Annotated in this window: 20 protein-coding genes; 5 read left to right on the top strand and 15 right to left on the bottom strand. The window is 39.6% G+C overall.

Annotation, left to right across the window (positions count from 1 at the left end; genetic code table 11):
* Positions 1-7: 7 nt before the first annotated feature.
* Positions 8-559: a glutathione peroxidase gene (locus WBF63_RS01235; protein ID WP_424367863.1), complete on the bottom strand. Its 552-nt coding sequence runs from the start codon at positions 557-559 to the stop codon at positions 8-10.
* Positions 556-3,837 (bottom strand): cytochrome c biogenesis protein CcsA, encoded by a 3,282-nt coding sequence (ccsA, locus tag WBF63_RS01230; protein ID WP_424367862.1) that lies wholly within the window; start codon positions 3,835-3,837, stop codon positions 556-558. Before ccsA ends, WBF63_RS01235 begins: the two co-directional genes overlap by 4 nt.
* Positions 3,838-4,038: 201 nt before the next feature.
* On the opposite strand from ccsA, the gene WBF63_RS01225 reads away from it, so the two are divergent.
* Positions 4,039-5,766 (top strand): MFS transporter, encoded by a 1,728-nt coding sequence (locus tag WBF63_RS01225; RefSeq protein WP_424367861.1) that lies wholly within the window; start codon positions 4,039-4,041, stop codon positions 5,764-5,766.
* A gap of 93 nt (positions 5,767-5,859) precedes the next feature.
* Here WBF63_RS01225 and WBF63_RS01220 read toward each other — a convergent pair whose 3' ends face one another.
* Entirely contained in the window at positions 5,860-6,324 is a 465-nt protein-coding gene (locus tag WBF63_RS01220; RefSeq protein ID WP_424367860.1) for a matrixin family metalloprotease, read from the bottom strand.
* Positions 6,325-6,523: 199 nt separating this feature from the next.
* Here WBF63_RS01220 and WBF63_RS01215 point away from each other — a divergent pair, with 199 nt between their 5' ends.
* The gene (locus WBF63_RS01215; RefSeq protein WP_424367859.1) at positions 6,524-8,371 is read left to right on the top strand and encodes a T9SS type A sorting domain-containing protein; all 1,848 of its coding nucleotides are present in this window, start codon (positions 6,524-6,526) and stop codon (positions 8,369-8,371) included.
* 142 nt (positions 8,372-8,513) lie between these two features.
* Here WBF63_RS01215 and WBF63_RS01210 read toward each other — a convergent pair whose 3' ends face one another.
* From WBF63_RS01210 to WBF63_RS01190, 5 genes are all read right to left on the bottom strand, one after another.
* Complete coding sequence (locus WBF63_RS01210; RefSeq protein WP_424367858.1) at positions 8,514-9,788, bottom strand: replication-associated recombination protein A; 1,275 nt, start codon at positions 9,786-9,788, stop codon at positions 8,514-8,516.
* A gap of 35 nt (positions 9,789-9,823) precedes the next feature.
* A complete protein-coding gene (locus tag WBF63_RS01205; protein WP_424367857.1) occupies positions 9,824-11,947 on the bottom strand; it encodes a cation:proton antiporter in 2,124 nt (707 codons plus the stop codon).
* 21 nt (positions 11,948-11,968) lie between these two features.
* A complete protein-coding gene (locus tag WBF63_RS01200) occupies positions 11,969-12,541 on the bottom strand; it encodes a hypothetical protein (RefSeq protein ID WP_424367856.1) in 573 nt (190 codons plus the stop codon).
* Positions 12,542-12,657: 116 nt separating this feature from the next.
* Positions 12,658-14,100 carry a SusD/RagB family nutrient-binding outer membrane lipoprotein gene (locus tag WBF63_RS01195; RefSeq protein WP_424367855.1) on the bottom strand — a complete coding sequence of 481 codons (1,443 nt, stop codon included), beginning with the start codon at positions 14,098-14,100 and terminating at the stop codon, positions 12,658-12,660.
* A gap of 12 nt (positions 14,101-14,112) precedes the next feature.
* Entirely contained in the window at positions 14,113-17,319 is a 3,207-nt protein-coding gene (locus WBF63_RS01190) for a SusC/RagA family TonB-linked outer membrane protein (RefSeq protein ID WP_424367854.1), read from the bottom strand.
* A 104-nt stretch (positions 17,320-17,423) separates the two neighbouring features.
* Between WBF63_RS01190 and WBF63_RS01185 the strand changes: the two genes are divergently transcribed.
* Positions 17,424-18,020, top strand: coding sequence for a ribonuclease HII (locus tag WBF63_RS01185; RefSeq protein ID WP_424367853.1), 597 nt, complete (start codon positions 17,424-17,426; stop codon positions 18,018-18,020).
* 1 nt (position 18,021) lies between these two features.
* On the opposite strand, the gene coaD is transcribed toward WBF63_RS01185, so the two are convergent.
* Both coaD and WBF63_RS01175 read right to left on the bottom strand, forming a co-directional pair.
* Entirely contained in the window at positions 18,022-18,483 is a 462-nt protein-coding gene (gene coaD, locus WBF63_RS01180) for a pantetheine-phosphate adenylyltransferase (RefSeq protein ID WP_424367852.1), read from the bottom strand.
* Positions 18,471-19,460, bottom strand: a complete 990-nt coding sequence (locus tag WBF63_RS01175; RefSeq protein WP_424367851.1) for a D-alanine--D-alanine ligase — start codon at positions 19,458-19,460, stop codon at positions 18,471-18,473. The genes coaD and WBF63_RS01175 overlap by 13 nt, the downstream gene beginning before the upstream one ends.
* Before the next feature lie 178 nt (positions 19,461-19,638).
* On the opposite strand from WBF63_RS01175, the gene WBF63_RS01170 reads away from it, so the two are divergent.
* Together WBF63_RS01170 and WBF63_RS01165 are read left to right on the top strand one after the other, a co-directional pair.
* Positions 19,639-20,598, top strand: coding sequence for a PASTA domain-containing protein (locus WBF63_RS01170; protein ID WP_424367850.1), 960 nt, complete (start codon positions 19,639-19,641; stop codon positions 20,596-20,598).
* Entirely contained in the window at positions 20,599-21,642 is a 1,044-nt protein-coding gene (locus WBF63_RS01165; RefSeq protein ID WP_424367849.1) for an RluA family pseudouridine synthase, read from the top strand.
* A gap of 215 nt (positions 21,643-21,857) precedes the next feature.
* Here the strand turns inward: WBF63_RS01165 and ric are convergent, their stop codons facing one another.
* Genes ric through nirK form a run of 5 tightly spaced genes read right to left on the bottom strand, consistent with a single transcriptional unit; the run spans position 21,858 to position 25,973 of the window.
* Complete coding sequence (gene ric, locus WBF63_RS01160) at positions 21,858-22,592, bottom strand: iron-sulfur cluster repair di-iron protein (protein ID WP_424367848.1); 735 nt, start codon at positions 22,590-22,592, stop codon at positions 21,858-21,860.
* Positions 22,593-22,597: 5 nt separating this feature from the next.
* Entirely contained in the window at positions 22,598-23,017 is a 420-nt protein-coding gene (locus tag WBF63_RS01155; RefSeq protein WP_424367847.1) for a c-type cytochrome, read from the bottom strand.
* 18 nt (positions 23,018-23,035) lie between these two features.
* Positions 23,036-23,599 carry an SCO family protein gene (locus WBF63_RS01150; protein WP_424367846.1) on the bottom strand — a complete coding sequence of 188 codons (564 nt, stop codon included), beginning with the start codon at positions 23,597-23,599 and terminating at the stop codon, positions 23,036-23,038.
* 10 nt (positions 23,600-23,609) lie between these two features.
* On the bottom strand, positions 23,610-24,452 hold the full coding sequence (locus tag WBF63_RS01145; protein WP_424367845.1) for a formylglycine-generating enzyme family protein: 843 nt from the start codon (positions 24,450-24,452) through the stop codon (positions 23,610-23,612).
* Between the two features lie 18 nt (positions 24,453-24,470).
* A complete protein-coding gene (gene nirK / locus WBF63_RS01140) occupies positions 24,471-25,973 on the bottom strand; it encodes a copper-containing nitrite reductase (RefSeq protein WP_424367844.1) in 1,503 nt (500 codons plus the stop codon).
* Positions 25,974-26,010 lie beyond the last annotated feature (37 nt).

Below are 26,010 nucleotides of genomic sequence, written 5' to 3'. Positions count from 1 at the left end.
CTTCAAATCAATTCGCTTCAATCCACTTGGTGATTTTCTTGCTGTCGGGTGTAGTGATGGAATAGAAATAATCGTGGAAAGTTCCGTCTTCATTGATTAAATATTTCTGGAAATTCCATTTTACCGATGAATTTTTCTTTCCGTTTAATTCTTTTTGCGTCAGAAATTCATAAATCGGTGCGATGCTGTCGCCCTTTACCGAAACCTTGCTCATCATCGGGAAAGTCACGCCGTAATTGATTTTACAGAACTCGGCAATTTCTTCATTGCTTCCCGGATCTTGTTGCCCGAAATCATTGGAAGGAAAACCTACGATGACAAAATTCTGGTCTTTGTATTTCTGATACAATTCTTCCAACCCTTCAAATTGTGGCGTAAATCCACATTTGGAAGCTGTATTGACAATCAATATTTTCTTTCCTTTTAAATCGGCAAAATCAAATTCATCACCGCTGATGTCTTCCACTTTATAATCATAAATGGTATTCATTTTCTTATCGTTTTGCGCTTTGCAGCTTATGAAAAAACTCAGCAAAGCAATTAGACTTAAATATTTCATTTTTCTAAAGTTTTGAAATTTCTTTTCTTTTGAAATTTCCTGTCTCTAAAATACGAAATTAATGAAAGTAAAAACATAACTATCGCTGTAACATAAATCCAGGTCGGAATCGGAATAGGATCACCGGCAGCGTAGGAGTGAAGTCCGGACAGGTAATAATTAACCCCGAAATAAGTCATAATGATCGACCAGATTGCCCACATACTCGCCATGTTGAAAGCCCATTTTCCGCGCAATCCGGGAACCAGTCTTAAATGCAGTACGATGGCATAAACAATCACCGAAATGAATGCCCAGGTTTCCTTCGGGTCCCAGCTCCAGTAACGTCCCCAACTTTCGTTGGCCCACATTCCGCCGAGGAAAGTCCCTACGGTTAGTGCAAAAAGTCCGATTGTAGTTGCCATTTCGCTGACGATGGTAATTTCCTGAATGGATTTTTTGATTTTTGGCGTGGGTTTGAAACAAAGTAAAATCAGTGAAATGACTCCGATTACAGCCGATAGTCCGAAGAATCCATAACTCGAAGTTATGATCCCTACGTGAACCATTAGCCAATAAGATTTAAGTACCGGAACCAAAGGTGTGATTTGTGGGTCAAGTAATCCGCCGCCGTGCGCAAATCCCATCATAATCATCGCTACTATCGCGCCTGCAGCCGGAATAAAGGCGTTTCGGTTACGGTATAAAATCAGTCCGGCGAGGACACCGATTGATGAAATAAACACAATTGCTTCGTATCCGTTACTCCAAGGTGCATGCCCGGACAAGTACCATCGAGCTGCCAGCCCCAGCATATGTACTATAAATGTCACAAGAAGTAACCCCAAAAAGAAAAGTGTGATTTTGTGTATGATTTTTCCAAAACGGTTTTCGGTTGAAAATACTTCGATGAAAGCCAGGAAAATAAGAATTCCTCCGAGCATACTGTAAACAATCATCAACCAAAAGAAAATATTGATTTTGTTGTAAAGTACTTCCAGATTGACTTTGGCATCGGACGGAATTACATTTTTTCCCCATTCGTGCTGATAATCGGTAATGGCCTGAAGAGAATTGTCGGCTTTGCTCCAGTCGCCTGATTGGAAGCCGGTTTTCAGGTCATTGTAATAATTGGTTATAAAATCATACGCGACTTTGTTGATTTCGACCGGACTTTCTTCGGTACTGTAAATCCATGAAGTCCAGGATTCGCCCGGGTCATTTTGGATAGGAATTATTTTGGTATAATAACCGTAAACGATATTACTGAAAACGTTGAATCGCTCTGTGATGTTAATGATTTCTTTGTCATAATTAGACTGATCTGCAGCTCGTTTGCTGAATGCAGCATTGTATTGTTTTTCGAGTTTGTACTGACCCGTATGTGGATCCACCAGCTTCATGTACGAAGTATATCCGTCGGCATCGGCTTGGGTTTCGGCCAAAAGTTCTTCCCCACCTTTGGAAGCGACTTTTATGATGTGCTCATCGGCCCAGGAAGTCGGGTCAATTTGCATGGACAGAAACCATTGGTCAGATGAAAATTCGCCGTATTTGTCTTTTTTATAAATTTTTCGAAGCAATTCCAGCGTATGAGTATTCATCGGTTTGATTCGTCCTTCGAAATCCTGAACCAATAAATGCCCGAATTTTTCTGCATGGACCGGATCGACTTGAAATTGTTTTCCCAATTGATTAGGATTTACGAATTGGGTGGAAGCCTGAACTTCTTTGTGATCTGCAGGAATTGAGTCTGCAACCTCTTGATGATTATGTGTTTGAACTGAATCTTGCGCAGTTCCCAGTCCGAATAAAAATAGAAACGGAAGAAGAATCAAGGTTTTTTTGTGAAGATCGGTTAGTTGTTTGTTCAACTTCCAGAAATGCGTTCCTTTCCAGAAAAGCGTTGCAAAAAGCCCGAAGAACAACAGAAAATACCCGACATAAGTAATATTTGTTCCCCACCAGTCAGCATTTACAGAAAGAATGGTACCGCCTTCGTCCGGGAAATAACTTGACTGGAAGAAACGATAACCGCGGTAATCCATCACATTGTTCATGTAAATATGGTGCGGCGTTTCTTCTCCTTTGTCAATCACAGTAATTTCACTTTCGTAAGAAGAAGGATTGGAAGAGCCGGGATATCGGTCGAGAATAAAATCGTCACAACGAATTGAGAACGGTGTATGGATGATTTTTGAACCAAATCCTACCGAAATTCCGAGTCCGTTGATATTTGTGTTTTTACTGAAGGAAGTAATGCCTCGTCCGCCAATGATGGTCAGGGTGTCTTTTTCTGCTCCTGAACTTAGTTCAACAATGATTGCACTTGGAAGTTCCTTGTCCATTGCATTGGTTTTATCTCCTTTGTAATACACTACTTTTCCGTTAAAGGCAGGTTGCGGAATGATCAGATTGGTATTATTGATGGTGTAAAGCGTACGATAATTCAACATTTGGGGTTTGTTGATTTCAATGGTTCCTGATTGTTCGGCAAGTAAGGCTGAATCCGTAACTACACCTACTTGTTGGCCGGTCATGGTCATATATTGTCCGTTGAAAGGCGAATTGATGATGAGTTTGCCATCCTGTTCCACAAGCTGAACCGAGCCTTCAATCGGATTATTGTAACTCACCATGGTTCCGCCGATGTTTTTGATTTCGCCTTCTCCGATGTATTCCGATTCGCGACCTTCCTGTCCCATGGTTACGATTTCAAGCATTTTCTTTCCTGAATCGGTTCTCTGAATGGAGTCTTTTGCCAGCGGAATATAGTCAATGGTTTTGAGCGTTACAGTTTTATCGCCAAAAGCATATTCCTTTTCATAAGTTCTCTTGAAAGGCCAGGGCGTATCCTTCGCATTGAAATGCGACATCATATAAGTGTTTTTATCATAGCGTAGAGCTCTTTCCTTATCGTTGATTTCGAGTTTGAAATAAGTTTTGTCAGATATGATTTCGTTGGTGGTTTCACCTTCTCTGATGGGCATTTGTCCTTCAAAACTGATATAGCGCGTAATGGCTCCACCAATGAAAATAAAGACAAAAGACAAATGAAAAATCAGGACTGGCCATTTTTCTCTTCTTAGTAATCGGTAACGTTTGATATTTCCGATGAATAAAATAATCAGCCAAAGCATAAGTATCTCGAACCACTTGGCTTCATAAATCAGCGTTTTGGCGGTTGGAGTGTCATAATCATTCTCTATGAAAGTGGCCACGGCCATTGCGATCGCGTATAAAAACAATAACACGGTCATGGTTCGGGTAGAGAAAAAAAGTTTTTCGATTTTCGTCATTTGATCATTCCTGTTTGACTTACAAAAATAGGTTAAGGATTAGGAAATTAAGCCAAAGGCAAAGTGATTTTTGTTAGAATGTCAGGCATAATTCTAATTTAAACTAATTCTAATTAAGTAGAAAAATTTTCTTTTGTTTCGCTGAATTTATTTACCTTTTCAGAGTTTTTTCAAAAACTTAATTAAACACAGTAAAAATTTATGGAATCAAATCAGATCAAAACGAATTATCCTGCGCTTTATACGCTCATTGTAGTATTTTTCTTTTGGGGCTTTATTGCTGCGGGAAACAGTATTTTCATTCCTTTTTGTAAACATTATTTTCATCTTGACCAATTTCAGTCGCAATTGGTTGACTTTGCGTTTTATACGGCTTATTACATAGGTGCATTGCTGTTGTTTATTTTCAGTTCGGTTTCAGGAAAAGATCTGGTTGGCAAATGGGGTTATAAAAAGAGTATCGTTTACGGATTGCTGTTTTCGGCACTCGGAGCAGGTGCAATGATTGTGGCTGTGGAAGTGAATACCTATGCCGGAATGCTGATGGGGTTATTCATCGTTGCGCTCGGATTTTCGCTTCAACAGACAGCTGCAAATCCGTTTGCGATTTTGTTGGGAGATCCCAAAACAGGAGCGAGTCGTGTGAATTTGGGAGGTGGAATCAATTCCTTTGGAACGACAATTGGTCCTCTGATTGTAGCTTTTGCACTTTTTGGAACCACTGCTACGGTTTCGGACGAAGATATAGCCAATTTACCGCTTAACAAAGTCGTTTACCTCTATGCCGGAGTCGGATTATTGTTCATCGCAGCAGCTGCATTGTTTTTCTTTTCGAAAAAAGTGCCTGCCGGAATTTCTGACGAACCGATAGAGAAAGCCAATAAAGCCATTCGGACTTTGGTGGTGATGACAATCTTATTGGGCGCCATGTTCGGACCGGTTTTCAGCAGTTATAAAAGTGAAGAATCTTTAAAAATTGAATCATTACAATCTGAAATAAAATCAAGTTCTGACCAAATATTGATCGCGCAATATCAGTCAGAAATTGACGAAATAAAACATCCCTTGGAACAAAAAAGAATGATGTGGCTGGGTGGCGCATTGTTGGTTGTTTTAGGCGGTCTTTCTTTTGCAGGTGTTCAGGCGAAAAGAAATTCTACCGGCTGGGGCGCGATGCAATATCCACAACTGATTTTAGGAATGATTGCGATTTTTATATATGTGGGCGTTGAGGTTGCAATTGGAAGTAATCTGGGCGATCTTTTGCAACAGCCGGAATTCGGCGGACATAGCTCATCGGACATTGCGCCTTATATTTCAATGTATTGGGGAAGTTTGATGATTGGCCGTTGGGCTGGAGCTATTTCGGCGTTTAATTTAATCGGAATGAAGAAAAACTTCTTTTTGATTTTGATGCCTTTATTGGCTTTTTCGGTTATTATCATTGTAAATGTATTGGCAGGAAAAGACATGACACCGCTTTATTACTATGTTTTCTGTGTATTTATTCAAATCATTATGTTTTTCATAAGCAAAGACCGTCCTGCGATAACTTTGATGATTTTCGGAATTTTCGGAGTCGCAGCTATGATTATTGGACTGATGACCGAAGGGACGACTGCGATTTATGCGTTTTTGGCCGGTGGGCTTGCATGCAGTATTATGTGGCCTTCCATTTTTTCACTTTCACTGATGGGGCTTGGAAAATATACGGCGCAAGGTTCGGCATTTTTGGTAATGATGATTCTGGGCGGTGGAATTATTCCTCCGATTCAAGGAAAGCTGGCCGATATCATTGGGATTCACAATTCCTATATTATTCCGGTTTTCTGTTTTATTTACCTGACTATTTTTGCGATTTTGGTAAAATCATTCCTGAAAAAGCAAGGAATTGATGTGGACAAAGTGGAAACTTCAAATGCGCATTAATTTATTTAAATCCGAATTATTTCGGTCAATAATTTGAAGGAGAAGCGTAGTTTGTAGTACGGTTTTGACTTATTTCGGATTGATTTTCGAGTTTTAATTTCTCAGGTATTTCCGGATTTTGGTTCTGCATTTGGGACAGAAATCTGTGACTTTATCCACTGTTGAAACTTTTCCGTTTGCATCAGCCATCAGGCAGCTTTCAGAATTTTTACAATGTGGAAGTCCAAGTGTATGCCCGAATTCATGGAAAACAACTTTTTTGAGGCGTTCTTGTTTATGCTCTTCCGATTTTGCATTTCTAAAAGTTCTGAACGTTGAAATCACACATGATTTTCCCGGTCTGAAAGCAAGTCCCATTATACCCCAGTCCTCGTGTTGGCCTGATGTTGTAGAAATGTCTTTATCTGTAATTCCAATTAGTTTTTCCGTTTTATAATTATCTCTTAAATAACGAATTAATTTATCAGCCCGATAACGGTTTCGCGGTTCGTAATAAGTTTCTTGAGGTAATTCTGTTTTTATAGTCTGAATAGATTCGATATGAAATTGTTCTTTCAATGAACTTTTAAGCTCGGTTAAATTTTTTTCAACTGATGGATTGAAACTAACAATAGTAAGTTCAACCGATGGTTTTGATTTTGAACAAAATTGAAATACAAGCCCTGAAATTATAATAAATGAAAATGTTAGATAATTTTTCATGGATTATTTTTAATTTTATTCAACATTAATTAAAATTAATCAAAACACACAAATTATGAAACGAAATTTGACTATTCTATCCGTTTGTTTCATGTTAGCTTTTTCGGGTCTGAGTGCACAACAATCACCCCTGGAAGGTAACGCGAGAAAATGGATAAGCGATCATGCACAAGAGCTTGGTCTGAAAGATCATCACGAGCTTGATTTGAGATTAACACGTAACGGTCATTCCGGTGAAACTTTGCGTTTTCAACAAATGATTTCGGGCGTTCCGGTTTTTCAATCAGAAGTGGTGGTGCATTTTAACAACAAAGGCGTTGTAACTTACACTTCTGAAAGTTTAGAGAAAAATGCGGCAAATATTTCTGTTATTCCGGCGATTTCGTCTGAAACAGCTATTAGCAGAGCCAAGACAGAGATGAATCTTCAAGGCGATATCTTGTTTGAAGAAAATAAATTGTTTGTATGGCAAACGGAAGATAATCAAACCAAATTGGTTTACAGAGTAGTATTAAATTCATTTGAAACACCGGGAAGTTGGGAAGCAATGGTTGACGCTGCTTCAGGAAATGTTTTAAGGGTTCAGGACATAGCTTATTATTACAAGCATGATCACGACCATGGAGATCCTCAACATGATGATACTGCAAAGTCCGTGGCCAGCACTGTGGAAGCGGGAACGGGGTATATCTTTAATCCGGATCCGCTTTCTTATACAGGTTCAACCTATGGTGGGCAATATGTAGATGGTAATGATGCGACTAATGACGCGCTTGATGAAGCTCGTCAGTTGGTTACAATTCCGGAACTTGAACTCGCTGGCGGAATGTACAAATTAAAGGGTACCTATGCCGAAATTAAAGAATTGGAATCTCCTGCTACCGGACTTTTTACACAGGCTTCCCCTGATTTTTTATTCAACCGAAATGAACAGGGATTTGAAGCGGTAAACGCTTATTGGCACATTGATAATATGCAGCGTTATGTAAATGAAACGCTGGGAATTGAATGTTTACCGATGACCAACGGCGGTGTTGTCTGGTTTGATCCGCATGGAGTAGGAGGAGCTGATAATTCCTATTATTCAAACGGACGTTTGGTTTTTGGAGAAGGGTGTGTGGATGATGCAGAAGATGCAGACGTTGTGATTCATGAACTCGGACATGGAGTTCACGACTGGGTTACCGGGGGTTCTTTGTCTCAGGTACAAGGTTTGAGTGAAGGTTCTGGTGATTATTGGGGGCAATCTTACAGCAGAAGCCTTGGGCAATGGGAGCCAAGCGATCCGCAATACCAATGGTTTTTTAACTGGGATGGCCACAATACCTGCTGGGGAGGAAGAACAACAGGCTATGGAGGAACTTATCCACCACCGGGTGGAACTCCTATTCACACTGCAGGTCAGATTTGGGCAACTTCTCTAATGAGAATCTGGGATCGAATCGGTAGAGAAAAGACAGACCGTGCATTTTTGGAAGGTTTGGCTATGACAAATGCTTCAACAAATCAACAAAATGCAGCCAGAGCGGTTAGACAAGCAGCCTTGGATATGGTAGGTCAGTTCGGATTTACATGTGATGATGTTGCCATTATTACTGAAGAATTCACTACAACAGGCTATGTTTTACTGGAATATGAATGTGAGGATGTGATGGGAGTAAATGATATCCTAAATGGAAAAATTGCGCAAATTTATCCAAATCCTGTTTCAGACAAGCTGAACATTGTGATGGATTTCAAAAAAGCAGAAACCGTTATAGTTTATGATATGACCGGTAAAAAAGTGATGGAATCACAAATTGGTTCAAATAAAAATTACATCAACGTTTCTCATCTTCCAAAAGGTGTTTATGTATTGATGATCAAAGGAACGAATTTCACACACAAATTTGTGAAAGAATAAGTTTCTTTAAAATTTAAATATAAAATCCGGTCACTAAGGTTCTCGAAGTGATCGGATTTTTTATAGCAATTAGTAACTAGTGATAGTGCGTGGTGAATAGCAATTAAATTTGGCATTCAACAACTCAAAACTCAAAACTCACTTAATAACCGTATTTGCCTTTCCATTTTTTGTTCAGGGATTGTTTGTCGGCTTGTTCGCGTGCATTTTGTCCGGGTTCATAAAAGGTAGTTCCCGATAATTCTTCCGGTAGGAATTCCTGTTCGGTAAAATTATTCTCGTAGGAATGGGCATATTTATAATCCTTGCCGTAATTCAGGTCTTTCATGAGTTGGCTAGGTGCATTTCTCAGATGAAGCGGTACGGGCAAGTTTCCGGTTTGCCGGACGACTTGCTGTGCTTTTCCGATGGCTTCGTAAGTTGCATTACTTTTTGGGGAATTTGCCAAATAAACTGCACACTGACTCAGAATAATTCTCGCTTCGGGATATCCAATTGAATTCACTGCCTGAAAAGCATTGTTGGCAATTACCAAAGCCGTTGGATTGGCGTTTCCGATGTCTTCTGAAGCCGAAATCAATAATCTTCTCGCAATGAATTTCAAATCTTCACCACCTTCCAGCATTCGGGCGAGCCAATAAACAGCGCCATTTGGGTCGGATCCGCGAATGGATTTGATAAAAGCCGAAATGATGTCATAATGCATTTCGCCGCTTTTGTCATACATCGCCAGATTCTGCTGAATGGTTTGTGTGACCGATTCATTGGTCAGTTTTATTTTCTTTTCCGAAGAACTGTTTACCACCAATTCAAGTCCGTTCAGAAGTTTCCGCGCGTCACCACCGGAAAACCGGATCAAAGCTTCGGTTTCAAGAATTTCAATATTTTTTTTATTGAGAATTTCGTCTTTTTCAACAGCTCTTTGGATTAATTCTTCCAAATCATTTCGTTCAAGAGATTTCAGAATATAAACCTGACAACGTGAAAGTAAAGCCGGAACGACTTCAAAACTCGGGTTTTCGGTTGTAGCGCCGATCAGGGTAATCCACCCTTTCTCCACTGCGCCCAATAAACTGTCTTGTTGGGATTTGTTGAAACGATGGATTTCATCAATAAAAAGGATGGGTGCTTTCTGACCTGAAAAAAGATTTTGATTTTTTGCTTTGTCAATAACTTCTCTGACTTCTTTTACGCCAGAATTGATGGCGCTTAATTCATAAAAAGTACGATCTGAAAGTTCGGAAATCATTTGGGCCAATGTTGTTTTCCCGGTTCCCGGAGGACCCCAAAAAATCATGGAAGCGATGTGTCCGGACTTTAACATGACACGAATCGGCGAGTTTTCACCGATCAGATGTTTCTGATTGATGAAATCGTCCAGTGTTTTGGGGCGTAACCGTTCTGCAAGAGGTTGCATCTAAATGATTTTTTACAAATTTAACCCAAATCAGTTTATCGGAATAATTTGCGGACAACATTTCCGATCTGAACAAAATCCCCGTGATTGCTCACGAGTCTTTTTTCAGGATAATTTTCGATTTCGCCCTGGTATGGATAAATAATCAGATAATTTTTCTCCAAAAATTTAGAATTCAAAATTCCCGGAATATAGCGCATTTGTGGAAGGTATGAATTCATCCCGCGTTTGGCAAGGAAAATAATCAAACCTTCATTTTCACCGATGTTTTTAGCAATCTCTTCTGATTCTTTCCAAGTGTTAATGACTGTAAATTTCGCTTCGATATTGACTTTTTTAATAATTTTTTTCAGCACGGCAATGGTAGGTTCCGTTGCATAAAAATGAACAATTGCACCAGTATTCCGTGCGATGTTCCAAACCCTTAAAAGTGCGTGAAAAAAGCCGGGTTCCGAATGGGAATGAGCCGGAATAATTACCACCTGGGTTTTGATCGTTGAAATGGGTTGTGAAGCATGATAAATCAAAATATTGGCCTTATCGTTTTGCAGATATCCGTTATAAAGATTATGAACAAAAGAGGAGGAAAAACCTTTTCCGGCTTTTAGCCCGATAAACAAATCCGTGATCTTCTTTTCTTTAATTACGTTGTTAATCCCGTTTATCACATCATTATCATAACGTGTTAATGGTTGAATGCTAACTTCTGCAGCAGTAGCCTGCGTTACTGAATTGTCAAGGATTTTTTCTGCATTTTTAACCGAAGATTCATTTTTTTCTTCATTAATTATGTTCAGTGCATAAACACCATCTGTATTATGTTTGGATTTGGTAATGACAGCAAGGTTAACCAAAGGTTCAACCGTTTCAGGGTAATTCAGGGCGAGAAGTATGTTTTCTTTCTCATCTGATTTTCCGGCAACGGTATCTTCATTTTCCAACTGTGCAATTTTTTCAGCACTTGAAGTGGAAGTGAAGGAAGAAAGCGTACAAGAAACGAGAATCAGTAAAATGCTTCCGTTCAGAACGTGTTCATTGAGTAAACGAATGGGTTCACCTGCCTCGGTTTCCGAAATGATAATGTTATATCCGACCATCACAGCTGCCAGCGTTGCGGCTGCGGAAGCGACACTTAATCCGAAGATTAGTTTTCCTTCGTCTTTCGTCAGACGAAATGTTTTTCGTGTTGCAACCGCTGCAATGTATTTTCCGGCAAATGATGCAAACAACATAACAGCTGCTACCATGATGGTTTCCCAACTGCTGATGAAAACTTTGAAGTCAATCAACATCCCGACACTGATAAGGAAAAAAGGAATAAATATGGCATTTCCTACAAATTCAACTCTGTTCATCAAGGTTGAGGTGTGAGGAATCAGTCGGTTGAGTGCCAAACCGGCAAGGAAAGCACCAATGATGGCTTCCACGCCAGCTACTTCGGCAAGAAGTGCAGCCAGGTAAATCATCACCAAGACGAAAATATATTGTGATATTTTATCGTCTACTTTCTTGAAAAACCATCGGGCAATAATTGGGAAAACCAATAAAACTACTAATCCGAATGCAAATATGGATACAGACATTTTGATCCAGAATTCTTTTCCCACTTCGCCTTGCGCCATTCCCACACAAGCCGCAAGTACGAGTAGGGCAAGTATATCTGTAATCATCGTTCCGCCGACGGTAATATTGACCGCACGATTTTTGGCAACGCCGAGTTTGCTGATGATAGGGTAAGCAATGAGTGTGTGTGAAGAAAATAAACTCGCAAATAGGAAACTGGTGAGTTGTGAAAATCCTAGGAGATAATATGCTCCTAAATATCCCAGCACGAGCGGAACAAGAAAAGTATAGATTCCAAAAGTCAAACTTTTCCATTTATTTTTTTTAAAATCGCCCATGTCGATTTCGAGTCCGGCGAGGAACATAATGTAAAGTAGTCCTGTTGTTCCGGTTACTACAATGCTGCTGTCACGTGCCAGGATATTGAATCCGTTTGGGCCGATTACTGCCCCGGCGATTATGAGTCCCAGTAAATGTGGAACTTTAATTTTATTCAGCAAAAGTGGGGCGAAAAGTATAATAATGAGAACCAGCAGGAATTTTAATACCGGGTCTGCAATAGGTAGACTAAGGTCGTGAATATTCAGTAAAAGCATGAATCAAATTTGGTGTGTTGGTTAATTTTTTGGATTAAGTCGACTCAGTTCCAGGTTGAAAACAGCGGTGCATTTATCATCAATTGTGATGGTTCTTTTCCCGGATATTTTATCGGAATTTATTTGGTCGAGGTTAACATTCATGACTGCTTGCCTAGTTGACAAGGAATCGGTTTTAAAAGTCAAGCGAATTCCATTTGGCGAATAGTTTGCCTGATAAGTTCTTATAATTTCGTTTTTATTGTTTAGTACACGGGCATGGAGTCCGGTTGAGTCCTGGTCAAAAACCCAAATATCTACTCTTTGATCGCCAATCACATAATCAGAGCAATTGGATTCTATACATAGCGTTTTGCTGTTCCACCTTCCAGCGATACTATCGGGCCAGATTTGGTATGCAAGTGAATCCATAGTGGATTGTATACTGTCTTTGAATTTTAAAAGTGAAAGGTATTCGGTTTCTTTTTCGGCAAAACTGTTTTCTCTCTGAATCAGTGCGCTTTCACGCAACAAAAGGTCTTCTTCTTTTGTGCAATCATTGCAGCTAATGAGAAATCCAAGGATAATGAAACTTACGGTGATAGTTTTAGTCATGAATTTTTTTGATTTCAATATACAAATTCAAAAGTACGTAAGAAGAATGAGACTTGTTAAAAAAATAAAAGCTGCCCCAAAAGGAGCAGCTTAAAATTAAATTCTATTAAATGAGATTAGTTTACATCCCAGAATAATTTAGTTGATTGTTCATCACCACCAATGGCTGAAGATGCTTGATCATAGTTATCAGGATTGATAGTTCTTTCTGAAATAGGATATGTATAACGATGAGGAGCAGGCATGTTCTCAAATCCTGAAACATGCATAGCTGGGTAATCAAGCTTACGCCATACAGACCAACCTTCAAAAGCGTTATTATACATAGCTAACCAAAACTGACGAGCGATCTTTTCTTTCCAGCTACCGGGAGCAGTTGCGTAAGCAACGTCAGGAGAAGCTAAATAAGCTGTAATATCTGCATCAGAAACACCCCAGAATTCCAATGATGCTCTTACGCCATTGGTATAGTGAGTGTCTGCGCTACCAACTCCAAAACCTCTTTCAGCAGCTTCGGCAAGTAAGAAACTTACTTCTGCGTAGTCCATAAGAGTTCCGGGGAAAGTTGGGTCGTGAAGTACTTCACCTACTTGAGAAGAATTAGCAAAAGTGTTTCCTTCTGCGCCATAAGGTCCACCAACAAACACGCCAGCACCCATATTTTCTTTGAAATAAATAGGTCTTCTTGGGTCATTAAGATCGTTCATAATGTCGATTACAGTATTGGCTCCCACAAAGTCTTGACGTCCACTCAAAACCAGATCTTCCCAAAGTGGGTTAGTGTTGGGCTGAGTAGAGAAATATGGTAAAGTAAAGTTGTCTGCATTTGATGTGAATACCCCTGCACTTACCGCTTGTGAAACAGCCGCAGATGCTGCTGCAGCATCTACATCAGCTAAACGCATTGCGATTTTCAATTTTACAGAAGCTGCAAACTTTTTCCATTGTGCAACATCACCACCATAGATGTTATCGCCCTCAAATCCATTACCTGAAGTATCCATAGCCGCAATTGAAGCAGAAATTCTACTCAATAAATCGTTGTAGATAGTGCGAGCATCGTCAAAAGCGGGCGCTGTGTTTTCCAATCCTTGAAAAGCTTCACTATACGGAATGTTTCCAAAGGTGTCAACCATTTGATGCCATACATAAACTTGAATTGCTTCAGCTATAGCTATCTGGTTATCTTTAGTAGCTTGTGAATAAGTACTGGAAGTTTCATAAGTAGCAACCTTTCTTTTCGCATCTTCTAAATCGTACAACACATTTGTGTACATTCTAGTCCAATGTTGCCCTGTAATATTACGTTCGTTAAGATTGTAATTTGACTCGTCAACATAGGTTGTCTGTGTCCAATATTGCCCCATAAATCTGGCGGCGTTTAAGTTCTGATTCGGTGTAATCATCTGGTCGAAAAGCGCTACGGTTGCAGCGTTAACCAGGAAATCTGCCGGGACATCTGAAGGTAGGGTAGGATCTTGATTTAATGATTCGTAATAATCATCTGAACAAGAAAAAATTGTCCCTAACAAACCAAATGCTATTATTAATTTTTTCATAAAATTTCTTTTTTAAAATTCGATTTTAATACTTGCACCAATTTCTCTGATTGTAGGGTATGCACCTGATTGATATCCCTGAATGTTACCTGCAGAAAGACCGGCTTCAGGGTCTGAGTACGGTACATTTTTATGAATGATCCATAAGTTTCTACCAATTGCAGATACTGTAAATTTCTTTACAAAAGTACTTTGGATTAATTTCTCAGGTAAATCATAAGATAATGTTACGTTTCTCAGTTTTACGAATGATGCATCATATACATGCGCAGCATTTGGAGTACTAGCATATCCCCAAGGGTTTGCATAATAATCAGTTCTTACGCGAACATCATTAGGCGTTCCGTCTTCTTTTACACCCGGTAAGATAATCCCACCTCCATCAGCTAATGTATTACGAACAGGATTTCCTAAATCATTTAAACCAACTGTGTTTGCATAAAGACCTGTAGCGTATCCGTACCAAGTATCAAGTGAAAATACATCACCTCCTTTTTGTACATCAATCAAGAAGCTTAATGTTAGTTCTTTGTATCGGAACATATTTCTCAAACCTCCTGTCCAGTCCGGATTAAAGTTACCGATGATTGCATCTGGGTCAGAAAGCAAATACTTACCATTTGCACCCACAACTTTATTTCCATTTTCGTCATATACATAATCGGTACCACGAAGAACACCTAGTTGCTCACCAACATATCCCCCGATTGATAAACCGCCTTGTACGTTTGCTAATTGATAGTATTCAACGTTTAATGATTCAAGTTCGTTGTCGTTTTTAGCGAAGTTAGCTACAATGTTCCATTCAAAATCATTTGAACGAATTGGGGTTAATCTTAAGCTAGCCTCAATACCTTTGTTGCGGATATCCCCTACGTTAGTCACATACAATGGGAAACCTGAAGCAGGGTCACCTGAAGTTCTTGTAATAAGGTCATATGTTTTGGTGTTGTAATAGTTCACCTCAAATGAAACTCTGTTTTTAAACATTGCCATCTCCAAACCAAATTCTACACCTTTTGTTCTTTCAGGTTTTAAATCTGGATTTCCAAAAGCTGCTGGGTTTGTAGAAGATGGGAAGTTATTAAATGGAGCGTTAATCTCGTAGCTTAAAGTAGTGTTGTAAGGATCTGTATCGTTACCTACTTCTGCATAGTTTGCACGGATTTTACCGAAGGACAACCATCCAGCATCAACTACTTCAGAGAACAAGAAACTTGCACTTGCAGAAGGGTACCAATAACGGTTATTTTCTTTTGGTAAAGCAGAGGAACGGTCAGTTCTGATCGAACCTTCAAGGAATACCATGTTATATAGACCTAAACTAGCTCTGGCATATTCACCGTCAACTTTTTTAGTATAAATAGTTTGGGCCATATCAGCTGCAGTAAGAGCGTTGATAGAGTTATTCAAACTATAAATACCCGGAATTGCCAAACCACCATTTGTTCTTGCTGCAAAAGAGTTCAATTGATTCACACGCAAGTTCCATCCCACGTTACCTTCAAGATTTATATTTTCAGACAAATCTTTATTGAAAGATAAAATCAAATCGTAGTTATTTTCACCTACATCAATAGTGTTCATAAAATATTCAGATACTTTACCAACTGTACCTTCTGCAATACGTTCTTCTCTCAACTCATTGTAGTTGTCAAAAGTAAAACGTCCCATGGCAGTTAACCAATCTGTAAGCTTGTATTCTACTGCAGCCATTCCTGTGTAACGATCTCTCTCGTCATTTTGGAAGTTCTGATAACGTGAGAAATAGTAGTTGTCTGAGTATGCCGGTCTTGTGTCATTCCAAGCATTTGCATTCCATGAAATGTTTTCTCCTGTAAGGAAATAAGCATCTTTTAGTTTCTGCATATCTGCTGCTACGTTCCACCACTGACGGAAAGACTGCATTGGGTTTAATCCGTCATATCCTGTTCCGTAACGACCAATCGCTTTATTGTTAGTATAAATAACACTTGTTGAAACACGTAATTTTTCAGTAAAATCATATGCTCCGCTAAAATCAAGTGTATTTCTTTTCAAAGAAGAATTATCTAGATTTCCTTCGTGTAATGAATTGGTAAATCCAAATCGGAAAGAACCCTGGTCATTACCACCTGAAAAAGCAGCAGAATTCACAAATGTTGTAGAAGTCTTCCAAATATAGTTAGGGTCATTTTTTGCAGCTACCCAAGGAGTTGCTTGCAAATAGGTTGGTAACTGAGGAAAGAAAGATTCCCAGTTGTAAACCAATAAATTTGGATCAAAAGCAGCTCCGTAAGAAGCATCATTATAAGTATTTACGGTAATGTCATCAATACCGTCTCCGTTGATGTCTCCCATGACAAAAGTATCATCAAAAGTTCCCATATATCCTCCTCCGTATTCTTTCTGGTATTTAGGCAATGTTTCTTTATCTGCAGTACCTACAGTGAAACTCGAATTAATTTCAACACCAATTTTGTTGCTCTTCTTACCTTTTTTGGTAGTAATCATAATAACACCTTGCGCTCCTCTTGAACCATAAAGCGCAGTTGCAGCAGCACCTTTCAGAACGTTGACAGATTCAATATCATTTGGGTTGATGTCAGAAGCAGCATTACCATAGTCATATCCACCCCTACCTGTAGTTTGATCAGCGGTATTATATGTACTATTATTCATTGGAATACCATCGATTACGACCAAAGCCTGGTTGTTTCCTGTTAAAGATTTAGTACCACGGATAACCATGTTTGTAGAACCACCCATTGTTCCGGAAGATTTAACATCTAAACCGGCAACTTCACCTGATAATGCATCCGCAAAGTTTTGAACCGGAACAGCAGATAAAGTTTCTCCGCTTACTTCTTGGGTCGCATAACCCAAAGATTTCTTTTCTCTAGTAATACCAAGCGCAGTTACTACCGCACCTTCAAGTTCAATTGCACCGCTTTGTCTCAGAGATGCATTGTACACATCACTTGCGCCTACTGTTACTGTTACTACATTCATGCCCAGTGACTCTATGGTGAGAACATCACCCTCGTTTGCCTGAATGGAATAATTACCATCTGAATCGGTGTACACTTCTTCTCCTGAAGAGGATGTTACTGTAACATCAGGAAGAGTGAAACCGTCTGCATCAGTTACAGTACCTGTAACTGTTTTTTCTTGCGCCATCAGAATTCCTCCGAAAAGGATTCCGAATAGCACAAGCAAACTTCTTAACTTTGTACTCATTTGTTAAAGAATTTAATGTTTTATAAAACAAATTTAATATAAATTTAACGAGCGAACCAAAAAAGTATTGGGTTAATTAGAGAGATATTTGAAAAAAAATTGAAATGATAAACCAATTTTTTCTTGAAAAATTAGAAGCCGGATGCGACGAAGCAGGCAGAGGTTGCCTTGCCGGCCCTGTATTTGCAGCTGCGGTAATATTGAACTATGATTTTGAAAATGAATTAATTACGGACTCTAAGCAAATTTCAGATAAAGTCCGAAGAGAACTAAGGCCTGTCATCGAATCCTCTGCCATCGCTTGGTCAGTCGCACGAGTTGATCCCGATAAGATTGATGAGATCAACATTCTAAATGCCAGTATCCTTGCTATGCATCTTGCACTTGACGGATTAAATATTTCTCCCGAACATATTGCTGTAGATGGAAACCGCTTTAAAAAATACAAAGAGATTCCACATACTTGTGTGGTAAAAGGCGATGCGAAATTCCGGAATATTGCTGCGGCATCTATTCTGGCCAAAACGTATCGGGACGAATACATGGAGCAACTTCATCAGGAAATCCCTCATTACAATTGGCATAAAAACAAAGGATATCCGACGGCAGAACACCGCAAAGGCATTGAAGTCTATGGTTCTTGCATTCACCACAGAAAGACATTTCGCTTGCTACCGACTCAGATTGAACTAAATTTGTAAACTAAATCCGGACTTCAGCCGGAACTAAAATTTCGTAATTACCGTTGTTTCGGATTACGTCCCGCACGATACTCGAACTGATGTATGATTTTCCGGAGGAAGTTAAAAGGAAAACAGTTTCGATGTGTTTCTGCGTAATCGCACGATTGGTATGCGCAATTGCTTTCTCAAACTCAAAATCCGCCGGATTCCGAAGTCCTCTCAAAATAAAGGAAGCGCCCATTTTTTTACAATAATCCACAGTCAGTCCTTCATAAACATCCACGGTTATATTGGGAAAGCGTTTCAATGATTCTTCCAGCCATTTTTTGCGTTGTTCCAGTGAAAACATATAATTTTTCTGCGCATTTTGTCCGATGGCCACTATGATTTTGTCGAAAAGAGGCGCAGCTCTTTCAATTATATCAAGATGTCCGAGTGTAATCGGGTCAAAAGATCCGGGAAAAACGGCTATTCGTTCCATAAGTTTTTTCTGTTTAGTGCGATTTGGATTTCGCTGTCAAATAAATCTTCGAGTGCCAATCCGGCAAAATGAGCTTGTTGCGGGAAAATACTGGCCGGCGAAAATCCAGGTAAAGTATTCATTTCCAAAAAATGCGGAATTCCGTTTACGATGATGAATTCAGACCTGGAAATTCCGGTCATTTGTAAACTTTCATAAGCCCGCGCAGCAATTTCTTCTACTTTTTTATAAGTTTCATCTTCAATTCTTGCCGGGGTGATTTCTTCAGAAGCGCCTTCATATTTGGCTTCGTAATCAAAAAATTCATTGTGACTGACGATTTCTGTAATTCCTACCACTTTGGTTTGGCCATTGTATCTGATAACACCGACCGAAACTTCGGTTCCGTCAAGGAATGATTCAACCAAAACTTCCGGATCTTCTCTGAAAGCCTTTTCAAGCGCCGGCCGGAATTCATTCATCGACTTAACTTTTGAAATCCCGAGGCTCGAACCGGATTGATTGGGTTTTACAAAACAAGGCAAACCTACTTTTTCAATGATTTGGTTTATGTCATAAGCTAAATCACGGTGAATATAACTCGACTTTGCGTGTGGAATTCCGTATTTTTCCAATACGGCAATACAATCTTTTTTGTTGAAAGTCAATGCGGCCTGATAAAAATTACAGCCGGTATAAGGCATCCCGATCAGCTCCCAATAAGCTTGCATATACCCGTCTTCGCCAGGCGTCCCGTGGATGATATTTACTACACAGTCAAACTGGTGTTTTTCGCCATTTCTTTCAAAACTGAAATCTTTTTTATCAATGGGGAGTTTTTCACCATCAATTTCTGCATACCATCCTTCTTTGAGAATCCGTACACGTACTTTATTGTATTTTTCAGGATTCAGACTCTGAAAAACAAGTTCGCAACTTTTCAGTGAAACGATATATTCGTCCGAATATCCGCCGGCTACAACCGCTACATTCAACATAGAATTAGAATTATAATTCAAAGATAAGAGGAAAATGGAGAAAATAAAGCCGGAACAATTTTTTCTACCGTAAAAACGTTCAGTTCAAAGACACAAAAAAAATATGTAAGTTTGTGGCTGGAATTTGTATTTGAAATCCAGTTGGTTTTTAAACAAATCTAATTTAAAATATAAGCGCGTGAAATTCTTCAAAGCATTTACCAAATGGCAATTTTGGGCAAGTATCCTCCTGATGGGAGTTGCGTGTTTCGGTTTGTACCATTTTACTTTCAAAGTCTGGTTGTCGGCTTATACCAACCACAATGAAGAAATTACAATCCCCGATTTGTCGGCGATGAACATTAATCAGGCAATGAAAACACTTGACAGTCTGGAATTAAGTTATGAAATCGACAGCGTGAAATTTGATTCAACCAAAATGCCTTTGGCAGTTCTTGATTTTTATCCGGGAAAAGGATTTAAAGTAAAAGAAGGAAGAAGAATTTTTATCAAATCCAATCCAAAAGGCTGGCGCCCAACTTCGTTACCCGATATCATCGGAAAATCCAAAAGACTTGCTTTTACACAACTTAAACTTGCCGGACTGGAAGTAGGCGATACGATTTATGAGCCGGACATCGCTAAAGATGCAGTTTTGCGTGTGATGTTTCAAGGGAAACAAATTTCAAAAGACACCGAACTTCCAAGGTTTACAAAAGTGGATCTGGTACTTGGGAAAGGACTTGAATACGGTGTGGATATGTCCAATTTAATCGGAATGACGCTCGAACAAGGACGTTCTTCTGTAATGGCCAACCGTTTTGAAGTCGGTAGGTTAAATGTAGAAGGACCGGTGAGCGATAGTTCACTTCTGAGAATTTTTTATCAGTACCCTTTGCCGGGCGATAATTACGACCAGGGACTGCCGGTTGATTTGTGGCTTTCCGAAAAAGATCCGCGTGAACTTGCTCCACGTGTAAAAGAACTGGACAGACAATACCGAAATTTTGACAATGATTCCATTGCAGCTGCCAGATATGCAGAAGATCTGAAACTTCAGGAAAGAGCATTGGAAAAGACCGATGGTAATTCGCCTGATGTGCCGGCAACACCTCCCAATAAAGAAGTGGAACAACCCGACGGAGTAGAAATAGACTAAATGCCTTTAAGCGAACAAGAAAATCCAAATCAGGAATGGTTTGAGCAACATACTTTCAAGGCCGATAAAGGCCAGGAGCCGTTGCGAGTGGATAAATTTCTTATGAATTTCATCCATGAAACAACCCGAAATAAAATTCAGCAAGCCGCAGACGATGGCCGTATTTGGGTAAACGGAAATCCGGTAAAATCCAACTATAAAGTAAAGCCGGATGATGAAGTAAAAGTTGTATTGGACGAGCCACCGCGTGTAATCGAAATTATCGCGGAAGATATCCCAATTCATGTAGTTTATGAAGATGATTCTGTAGTGGTCATCAACAAAGAAGCCGGAATGGTGGTTCATCCCGGACACGGGAATTACAAAGGAACACTGGTCAATGCTTTGAAATTTCATTTCGATAATTTACCATCGATGTCAGCCGAGCTGGAACGTCCCGGATTGGTACACAGAATCGATAAAGATACAAGCGGACTTTTGGTCATTGCGAAAACCGATCAGGCCATGCAAAGTCTGACTTCGCAGTTCAAAGCCCGAACTACAGACAGACTTTACGATGCTTTGGTCTGGGGAAGTCTGGAAGAAGAAATCGGAACAATTGAAGGGCACATTGGACGTCATTTAAAAGACCGTCTCCAAATGGCGGTTTTTGAAGATGGGAGTCAGGGAAAACCTGCACTGACACGATACAAAGTCATCGAGCAGTTTCGTTATGTGACTTTTGTGGAATGCAAACTGGAAACGGGTCGGACACATCAGATCCGTGCGCATTTTAAACATATCGGACATCCGCTTTTCAATGACGAACGCTACGGCGGAAATGCAGTTTTAAAAGGAACGACTTTTACCCGCTATAAACAATTTGTGGAGAATTGTTTTAAAATTTGTCCGCGTCAGGCATTGCACGCCAAAACACTAGGTTTTGACCATCCGGTTACCGGCGAACGAATGTTTTTCCAAGCGCCACTACCAAATGATATGGTGGAATTATTGGAAAAATGGCGTCATTATACGCAGTATTCCCGAGAAGAAACGCAAGATTAATCACATTAGAACATAAAAAAATCCGGAAATTAAGTTTTTCCGGATTTTAGAGCCTGTTTAAATTTGTATTATAAAAATGTTTATAGATTATTTTTGAGGTAGAACAAGGTAAATTTCTAAAGGATAGCAGAGCTATCGTTTAGAAATTTAACGCAGTAATAGCCAAAAAGAAGCATAAACAAATTATTAGGTAAATTTTATACAGGCTCTTAGGTTTATGCTGGATTCATACGGCTTCGGAGTTCGTTTTCGAGTGAAATTGAATTCGGAAACAAAATATTATTTTCCAGATGAATGTGTTTATGCAGATCGTTTTCAAAATCCTGAAGCATTGCAAACGTGACTCTGTACGTATTGCAAGCATCTGCCGGAGGCGTGAATTCGTCTGATTTTTCTCCGATTTTTCTGAATCTTTCGCCTTCGATGGTGTGTTCGTGTTTCATCATATTAACCGGATTTTCTACCGTTCCGAATGGTGGGAATTCAAAATTTGAACCTCGCAGTTTCATTTTTACCAGATTTCTGATAAACGGAAAAAGAATGAGTTCTTCCTTTTTCATATGTGCAGCTAGATCTTTGGCCGATTCGTCAAATAGTTCCCGTATTTCAAATAATTCAGGATGACGTTCGCCATGAACTTTACAAAGTTTCTCTAGAAATGCCTGAATGATTGGTGTTTTTTCTTCAACGTAACGATGATGCGTTTTTTCTACATAATCCGCTAGCAAATCGAGCGCCCAGGATTTGAAATCAATAGAACCGTTGTTGTCTCCGGGTAGATTTTCAATTTCTGAAAAAATTTCATCCGGATTTAAATTTTTCGCTTCGCAGGCTTCGTTGACTGTTCTTCCGCCTTTGCAGCAAAAGTCAATACCATGTTTTTTAAATATCGCAGCAGTTCTGAAATCTTCTGCAACTATTTCTCCTATGTGTTTTGATTTGATTTCCATAATTTTTATTTTTTAAGTGAAAGAATATATTTAACCATCTGACGAGCGTTTTCTTTGTTAACGCCAGGGTGCGCCGTCATTGGGATATCACCCCAAACGCCTTTCCCTCCGTCAATGATTTTATCGGCCAGATAATCAATATCGCTCTCTGTGTATTTATGGGCGACGTCTTCATAGCTCGGCCCGATGAGTTTTGAATTTGTAGTGTGGCAGGAAAGACAATCGGAAGATTCGATCAGCGCCAGACCACGTACTGCCGGATTCTCCTTTGGCTTTTCTTCGGGATTTGCTTCTTTAAATTCCTCATATTCCCTGGTCATTTGGTCATAGTCAACCACGGTTTCAAAAGGATCGGGTTCTTCTTCTTTGGATGAACAAGAAAAAGCAGAAAATAATACAAGGGCTGTAAGGATTAATTTTTTCATATCGTTAATTTTAGGATTTTAATTATATAATTGTTTTTTAATTTCTTGTGTAATTCCTTCTGTATCAACCGTTAGCCCTTCTTTTTGATAAGCCAGTACGCCTGATTCAGAAAAGACACTGATGATGTTGGAATGCGAAAAATCAATAGGGGAAATCTGTTTGTATTTCACCGAAAGGACATTGGCAAACTCTCTCGTATCGGCTTCATTTGCACGGATGAAAAGCCATTGTTCACCTAAAAATTTATTGTGGCCCAAATAGGTTTTCATGGTTTCGGGCGTGTCATGTTCAGGGTCAATCGAAACCAATACAAATCTAATTTTTTCAGGATCATATTCCCCGATGTTTCTTTCAATGTCGCGCATTTCGGCGGTCAGTCGCGGGCAGGCTGTTTTACAATTTGTATAAATCATCACCATTACCAAAGTTTTTCCTTTGAGTTCGTGGAGTTTAAATTTGTTTCCGAATTGATTTTCCCAGGTAGAATTCAACTGGAAAATTGATTGGGCATCCATTTCTTCTTTTTCACTGCAAGCAGTAAATCCGAAAAGAACAATGAATATTAGGAGTAGTTTTTTCATAATTAATTGATTAATAATCTTTGACACAACGAAATCCCAGATTGTTCACGGTGTAATTGGCTTTAAGGCTGCCTCGCATCGCAAAGCGGATAAAAGCTGCATAATTTTTCAAATCATCGGTGGTCACCGCAGCACCCGAACAGAAAAGGTTGTCATTTGTCGTTTGGTCTTTTCGCGATTCTCCGGTAATCATCACCGAATTAAAATCATCGGTCCATTCCCAAATCATTCCGTAGAGGTTGTGAATACCATAATAATTTGCATCATCTTGTCCCACTGCGTTGCGGTAATTTTTTTTGTTTTGATAAGATTTCAGGATGAAATCTGTAAATTCCGGTTTTTCAGAAGCGTCTTTTGAAGTCCGGTCTGCAATGGCGGCAAATTCCCACTCATCCACAGTCGGTAATCTCTTTCCCACACTTTCTGCATAAGCCTTTGCGGCAAACCAGGAAATATTGGTTACGGGTGCGTCGGGGCTCACGTCAGCTGGCGGCTGAAAATCACTGATCCAGTTTTGCAGATAAGAATTGTCTGCATACAGCGCCGGGATTTTACTTTTCGTCCATTGAGGATTGGCCTTCAGAAATTTTAAATATTCTGAAACAGTAACCGGTGTTTCATCCATTTGGAAAGAGGCAACTTCAACAATTCTTCCCGAATCTTTTCCGATGAATGCCGTGTAGGTTCCGCCTTCTATTTCAACCATTTTTTTCTGAATGCTGACAGGATTCAGTTGAACCGGAACCGCAGATGCATTGGTTGTTTCCCTGCTCTGGAAACAAGATGTGATAAAAATAAAAATTATAAAAATAAATGAAAAAGGTCGCATCGTTTTACTGTTTTTAATCCTCAATGAACAAAAAGTTTTATCTTAATTATTTTTGATAAATACATTAGGGTTTTCTTCTCCTGTGGCCTTGAGAATTCCCAAAGCACCTTTGTGAAAAGCTCTGAAAATCGCATGATCCACCAAAACATAGTCGCCGGGCACATCTACTTTAAATTCCAAAATCACGGCTCCACCAGCAGGAATAGAAGTTGTCTGAACACTTTCGTTGATCTGGCTTCCGCCTTCCACATAAACACGGTCAAATATCTCCCCGATTACGTGAAAAGAAGAAGTAAGATTGGGACCTCCGTTTCCAACAAAGAGTCGTACGGTTTCCCCGGCATTTACCTTGAGTTCGTTTTCTCCGAGCAAAGCGCCTGTGTTTCCGTTGAATACTACATAGTCTGGGGTTTCAGCAATTGCTTTGTCAATGTCAAATTCCTGTAGTCCTTTTTCTCCAAAACTTCCTTTTGTGTAAAAATCTCCCTGCATGATGTAAAATTCTTTATCGACTTTTGAAAGTCCGCCTTCGGGTTCAATCAAAATCAATCCGTACATACCGTTTGCAATGTGCATTCCTACGGGTGCAGTAGCACAGTGGTACACATACAAACCGGGATTCAACGCTTTGAAAGTAAAGACCGCTTCTTTACCAGGGGCTACAAATGTAGCTTCGGCTCCACCACCAGGTCCGTTGACTGCGTGAAGGTCAATGTTGTGCGGGAAATTGCTGTTTTCATTGTTTTTCAAATGAAGTTCAATTTCGTCACCGACTCTCGCACGGATGAAACTTCCCGGAACGGTTCCGTTAAACGTCCAGAAGTTGTATTCGGTGCCATTGGCAAGTTCTCCTGTTTTCTCAATAGTCTCAAGGTGGACAATTACCTTTTTGGCTTTTCGTCTTCCGACGGGTTCCGGCACGAATGGCGGCGCCACATCGGGATGGGTCTCAATAGTTCCGTCTGTTTTGATGGTTTCGGCATAAAGTTCTCCATTTTTGGATTTGTTCGGAGAATTGTCTTTGCAGGAAACAACTGCAATCATAATTGCCAGCACTGAAAGAGTGGTTGAAAGTTTCATATTGTTTGATTTTAATTTTTTGACTTTATCTGATTGAAACTGAAGAATTCCAAAAGCCAGCAAAAGCACCAACTTCAATAATTCAGCGTATATAAAATAATCATGAAGATTCGTCGGTGGAATCGGTTTCCCGGCCGAAAGTAAGTCCGCTCTCGCATCCAAAACCGGCAGCATCCAGAATTTTTGTGCCAGAACAATTATTGCAATGATTCCGAACGTTATGAATTCTGCTTTCGTATGAAGTTTTCTTCCTTTCAGAAGCATAAATGAAATCAGAATTACTAGTCCTAATTGCAGATTGGTGGAAATGCCGAACATGATTTTACCAAGTTCAAGTGCAACGGGAAGTGTAATGCCCGGGACCTGAAACTTCAGAGGGGTTTCCAGAAAGCTTACGGATATGAATATCCCGAGCCAAAAGAAAACGGCTGATAAAATGAACGGATTTTTAGTATTAATTTTCATGACTTGTTATTTAAGATAAAAATACCTTTATGTCCTT

The sequence above is a fragment of the Moheibacter sp. genome (genome assembly GCF_049672845.1).
GTDB lineage: Bacteria > Bacteroidota > Bacteroidia > Flavobacteriales > Weeksellaceae > Moheibacter.
This window is presented reverse-complemented; position numbering and strand designations above follow the sequence as displayed.

Coding starts and splice junctions, on each gene's coding strand:
- WBF63_RS01185 (WP_424367853.1), top strand. CDS start 17,424: ATGATAAACCAATTTTTTCTTGAAAAATTAGAAGCCGGATGCGACGAA.
- nirK (WP_424367844.1), bottom strand. CDS start 25,973: ATGAAAATTAATACTAAAAATCCGTTCATTTTATCAGCCGTTTTCTTT.
- coaD (WP_424367852.1), bottom strand. CDS start 18,483: ATGGAACGAATAGCCGTTTTTCCCGGATCTTTTGACCCGATTACACTC.
- WBF63_RS01175 (WP_424367851.1), bottom strand. CDS start 19,460: ATGTTGAATGTAGCGGTTGTAGCCGGCGGATATTCGGACGAATATATC.
- WBF63_RS01205 (WP_424367857.1), bottom strand. CDS start 11,947: ATGCTTTTACTGAATATTCACGACCTTAGTCTACCTATTGCAGACCCG.
- WBF63_RS01195 (WP_424367855.1), bottom strand. CDS start 14,100: ATGAAAAAATTAATAATAGCATTTGGTTTGTTAGGGACAATTTTTTCT.
- WBF63_RS01155 (WP_424367847.1), bottom strand. CDS start 23,017: ATGAAAAAATTAATCCTTACAGCCCTTGTATTATTTTCTGCTTTTTCT.
- WBF63_RS01200 (WP_424367856.1), bottom strand. CDS start 12,541: ATGACTAAAACTATCACCGTAAGTTTCATTATCCTTGGATTTCTCATT.
- WBF63_RS01225 (WP_424367861.1), top strand. CDS start 4,039: ATGGAATCAAATCAGATCAAAACGAATTATCCTGCGCTTTATACGCTC.
- WBF63_RS01150 (WP_424367846.1), bottom strand. CDS start 23,599: ATGAAAAAACTACTCCTAATATTCATTGTTCTTTTCGGATTTACTGCT.
- WBF63_RS01235 (WP_424367863.1), bottom strand. CDS start 559: ATGAAATATTTAAGTCTAATTGCTTTGCTGAGTTTTTTCATAAGCTGC.
- WBF63_RS01215 (WP_424367859.1), top strand. CDS start 6,524: ATGAAACGAAATTTGACTATTCTATCCGTTTGTTTCATGTTAGCTTTT.
- WBF63_RS01210 (WP_424367858.1), bottom strand. CDS start 9,788: ATGCAACCTCTTGCAGAACGGTTACGCCCCAAAACACTGGACGATTTC.
- WBF63_RS01165 (WP_424367849.1), top strand. CDS start 20,599: ATGCCTTTAAGCGAACAAGAAAATCCAAATCAGGAATGGTTTGAGCAA.
- ccsA (WP_424367862.1), bottom strand. CDS start 3,837: ATGACGAAAATCGAAAAACTTTTTTTCTCTACCCGAACCATGACCGTG.
- WBF63_RS01190 (WP_424367854.1), bottom strand. CDS start 17,319: ATGAGTACAAAGTTAAGAAGTTTGCTTGTGCTATTCGGAATCCTTTTC.
- ric (WP_424367848.1), bottom strand. CDS start 22,592: ATGGAAATCAAATCAAAACACATAGGAGAAATAGTTGCAGAAGATTTC.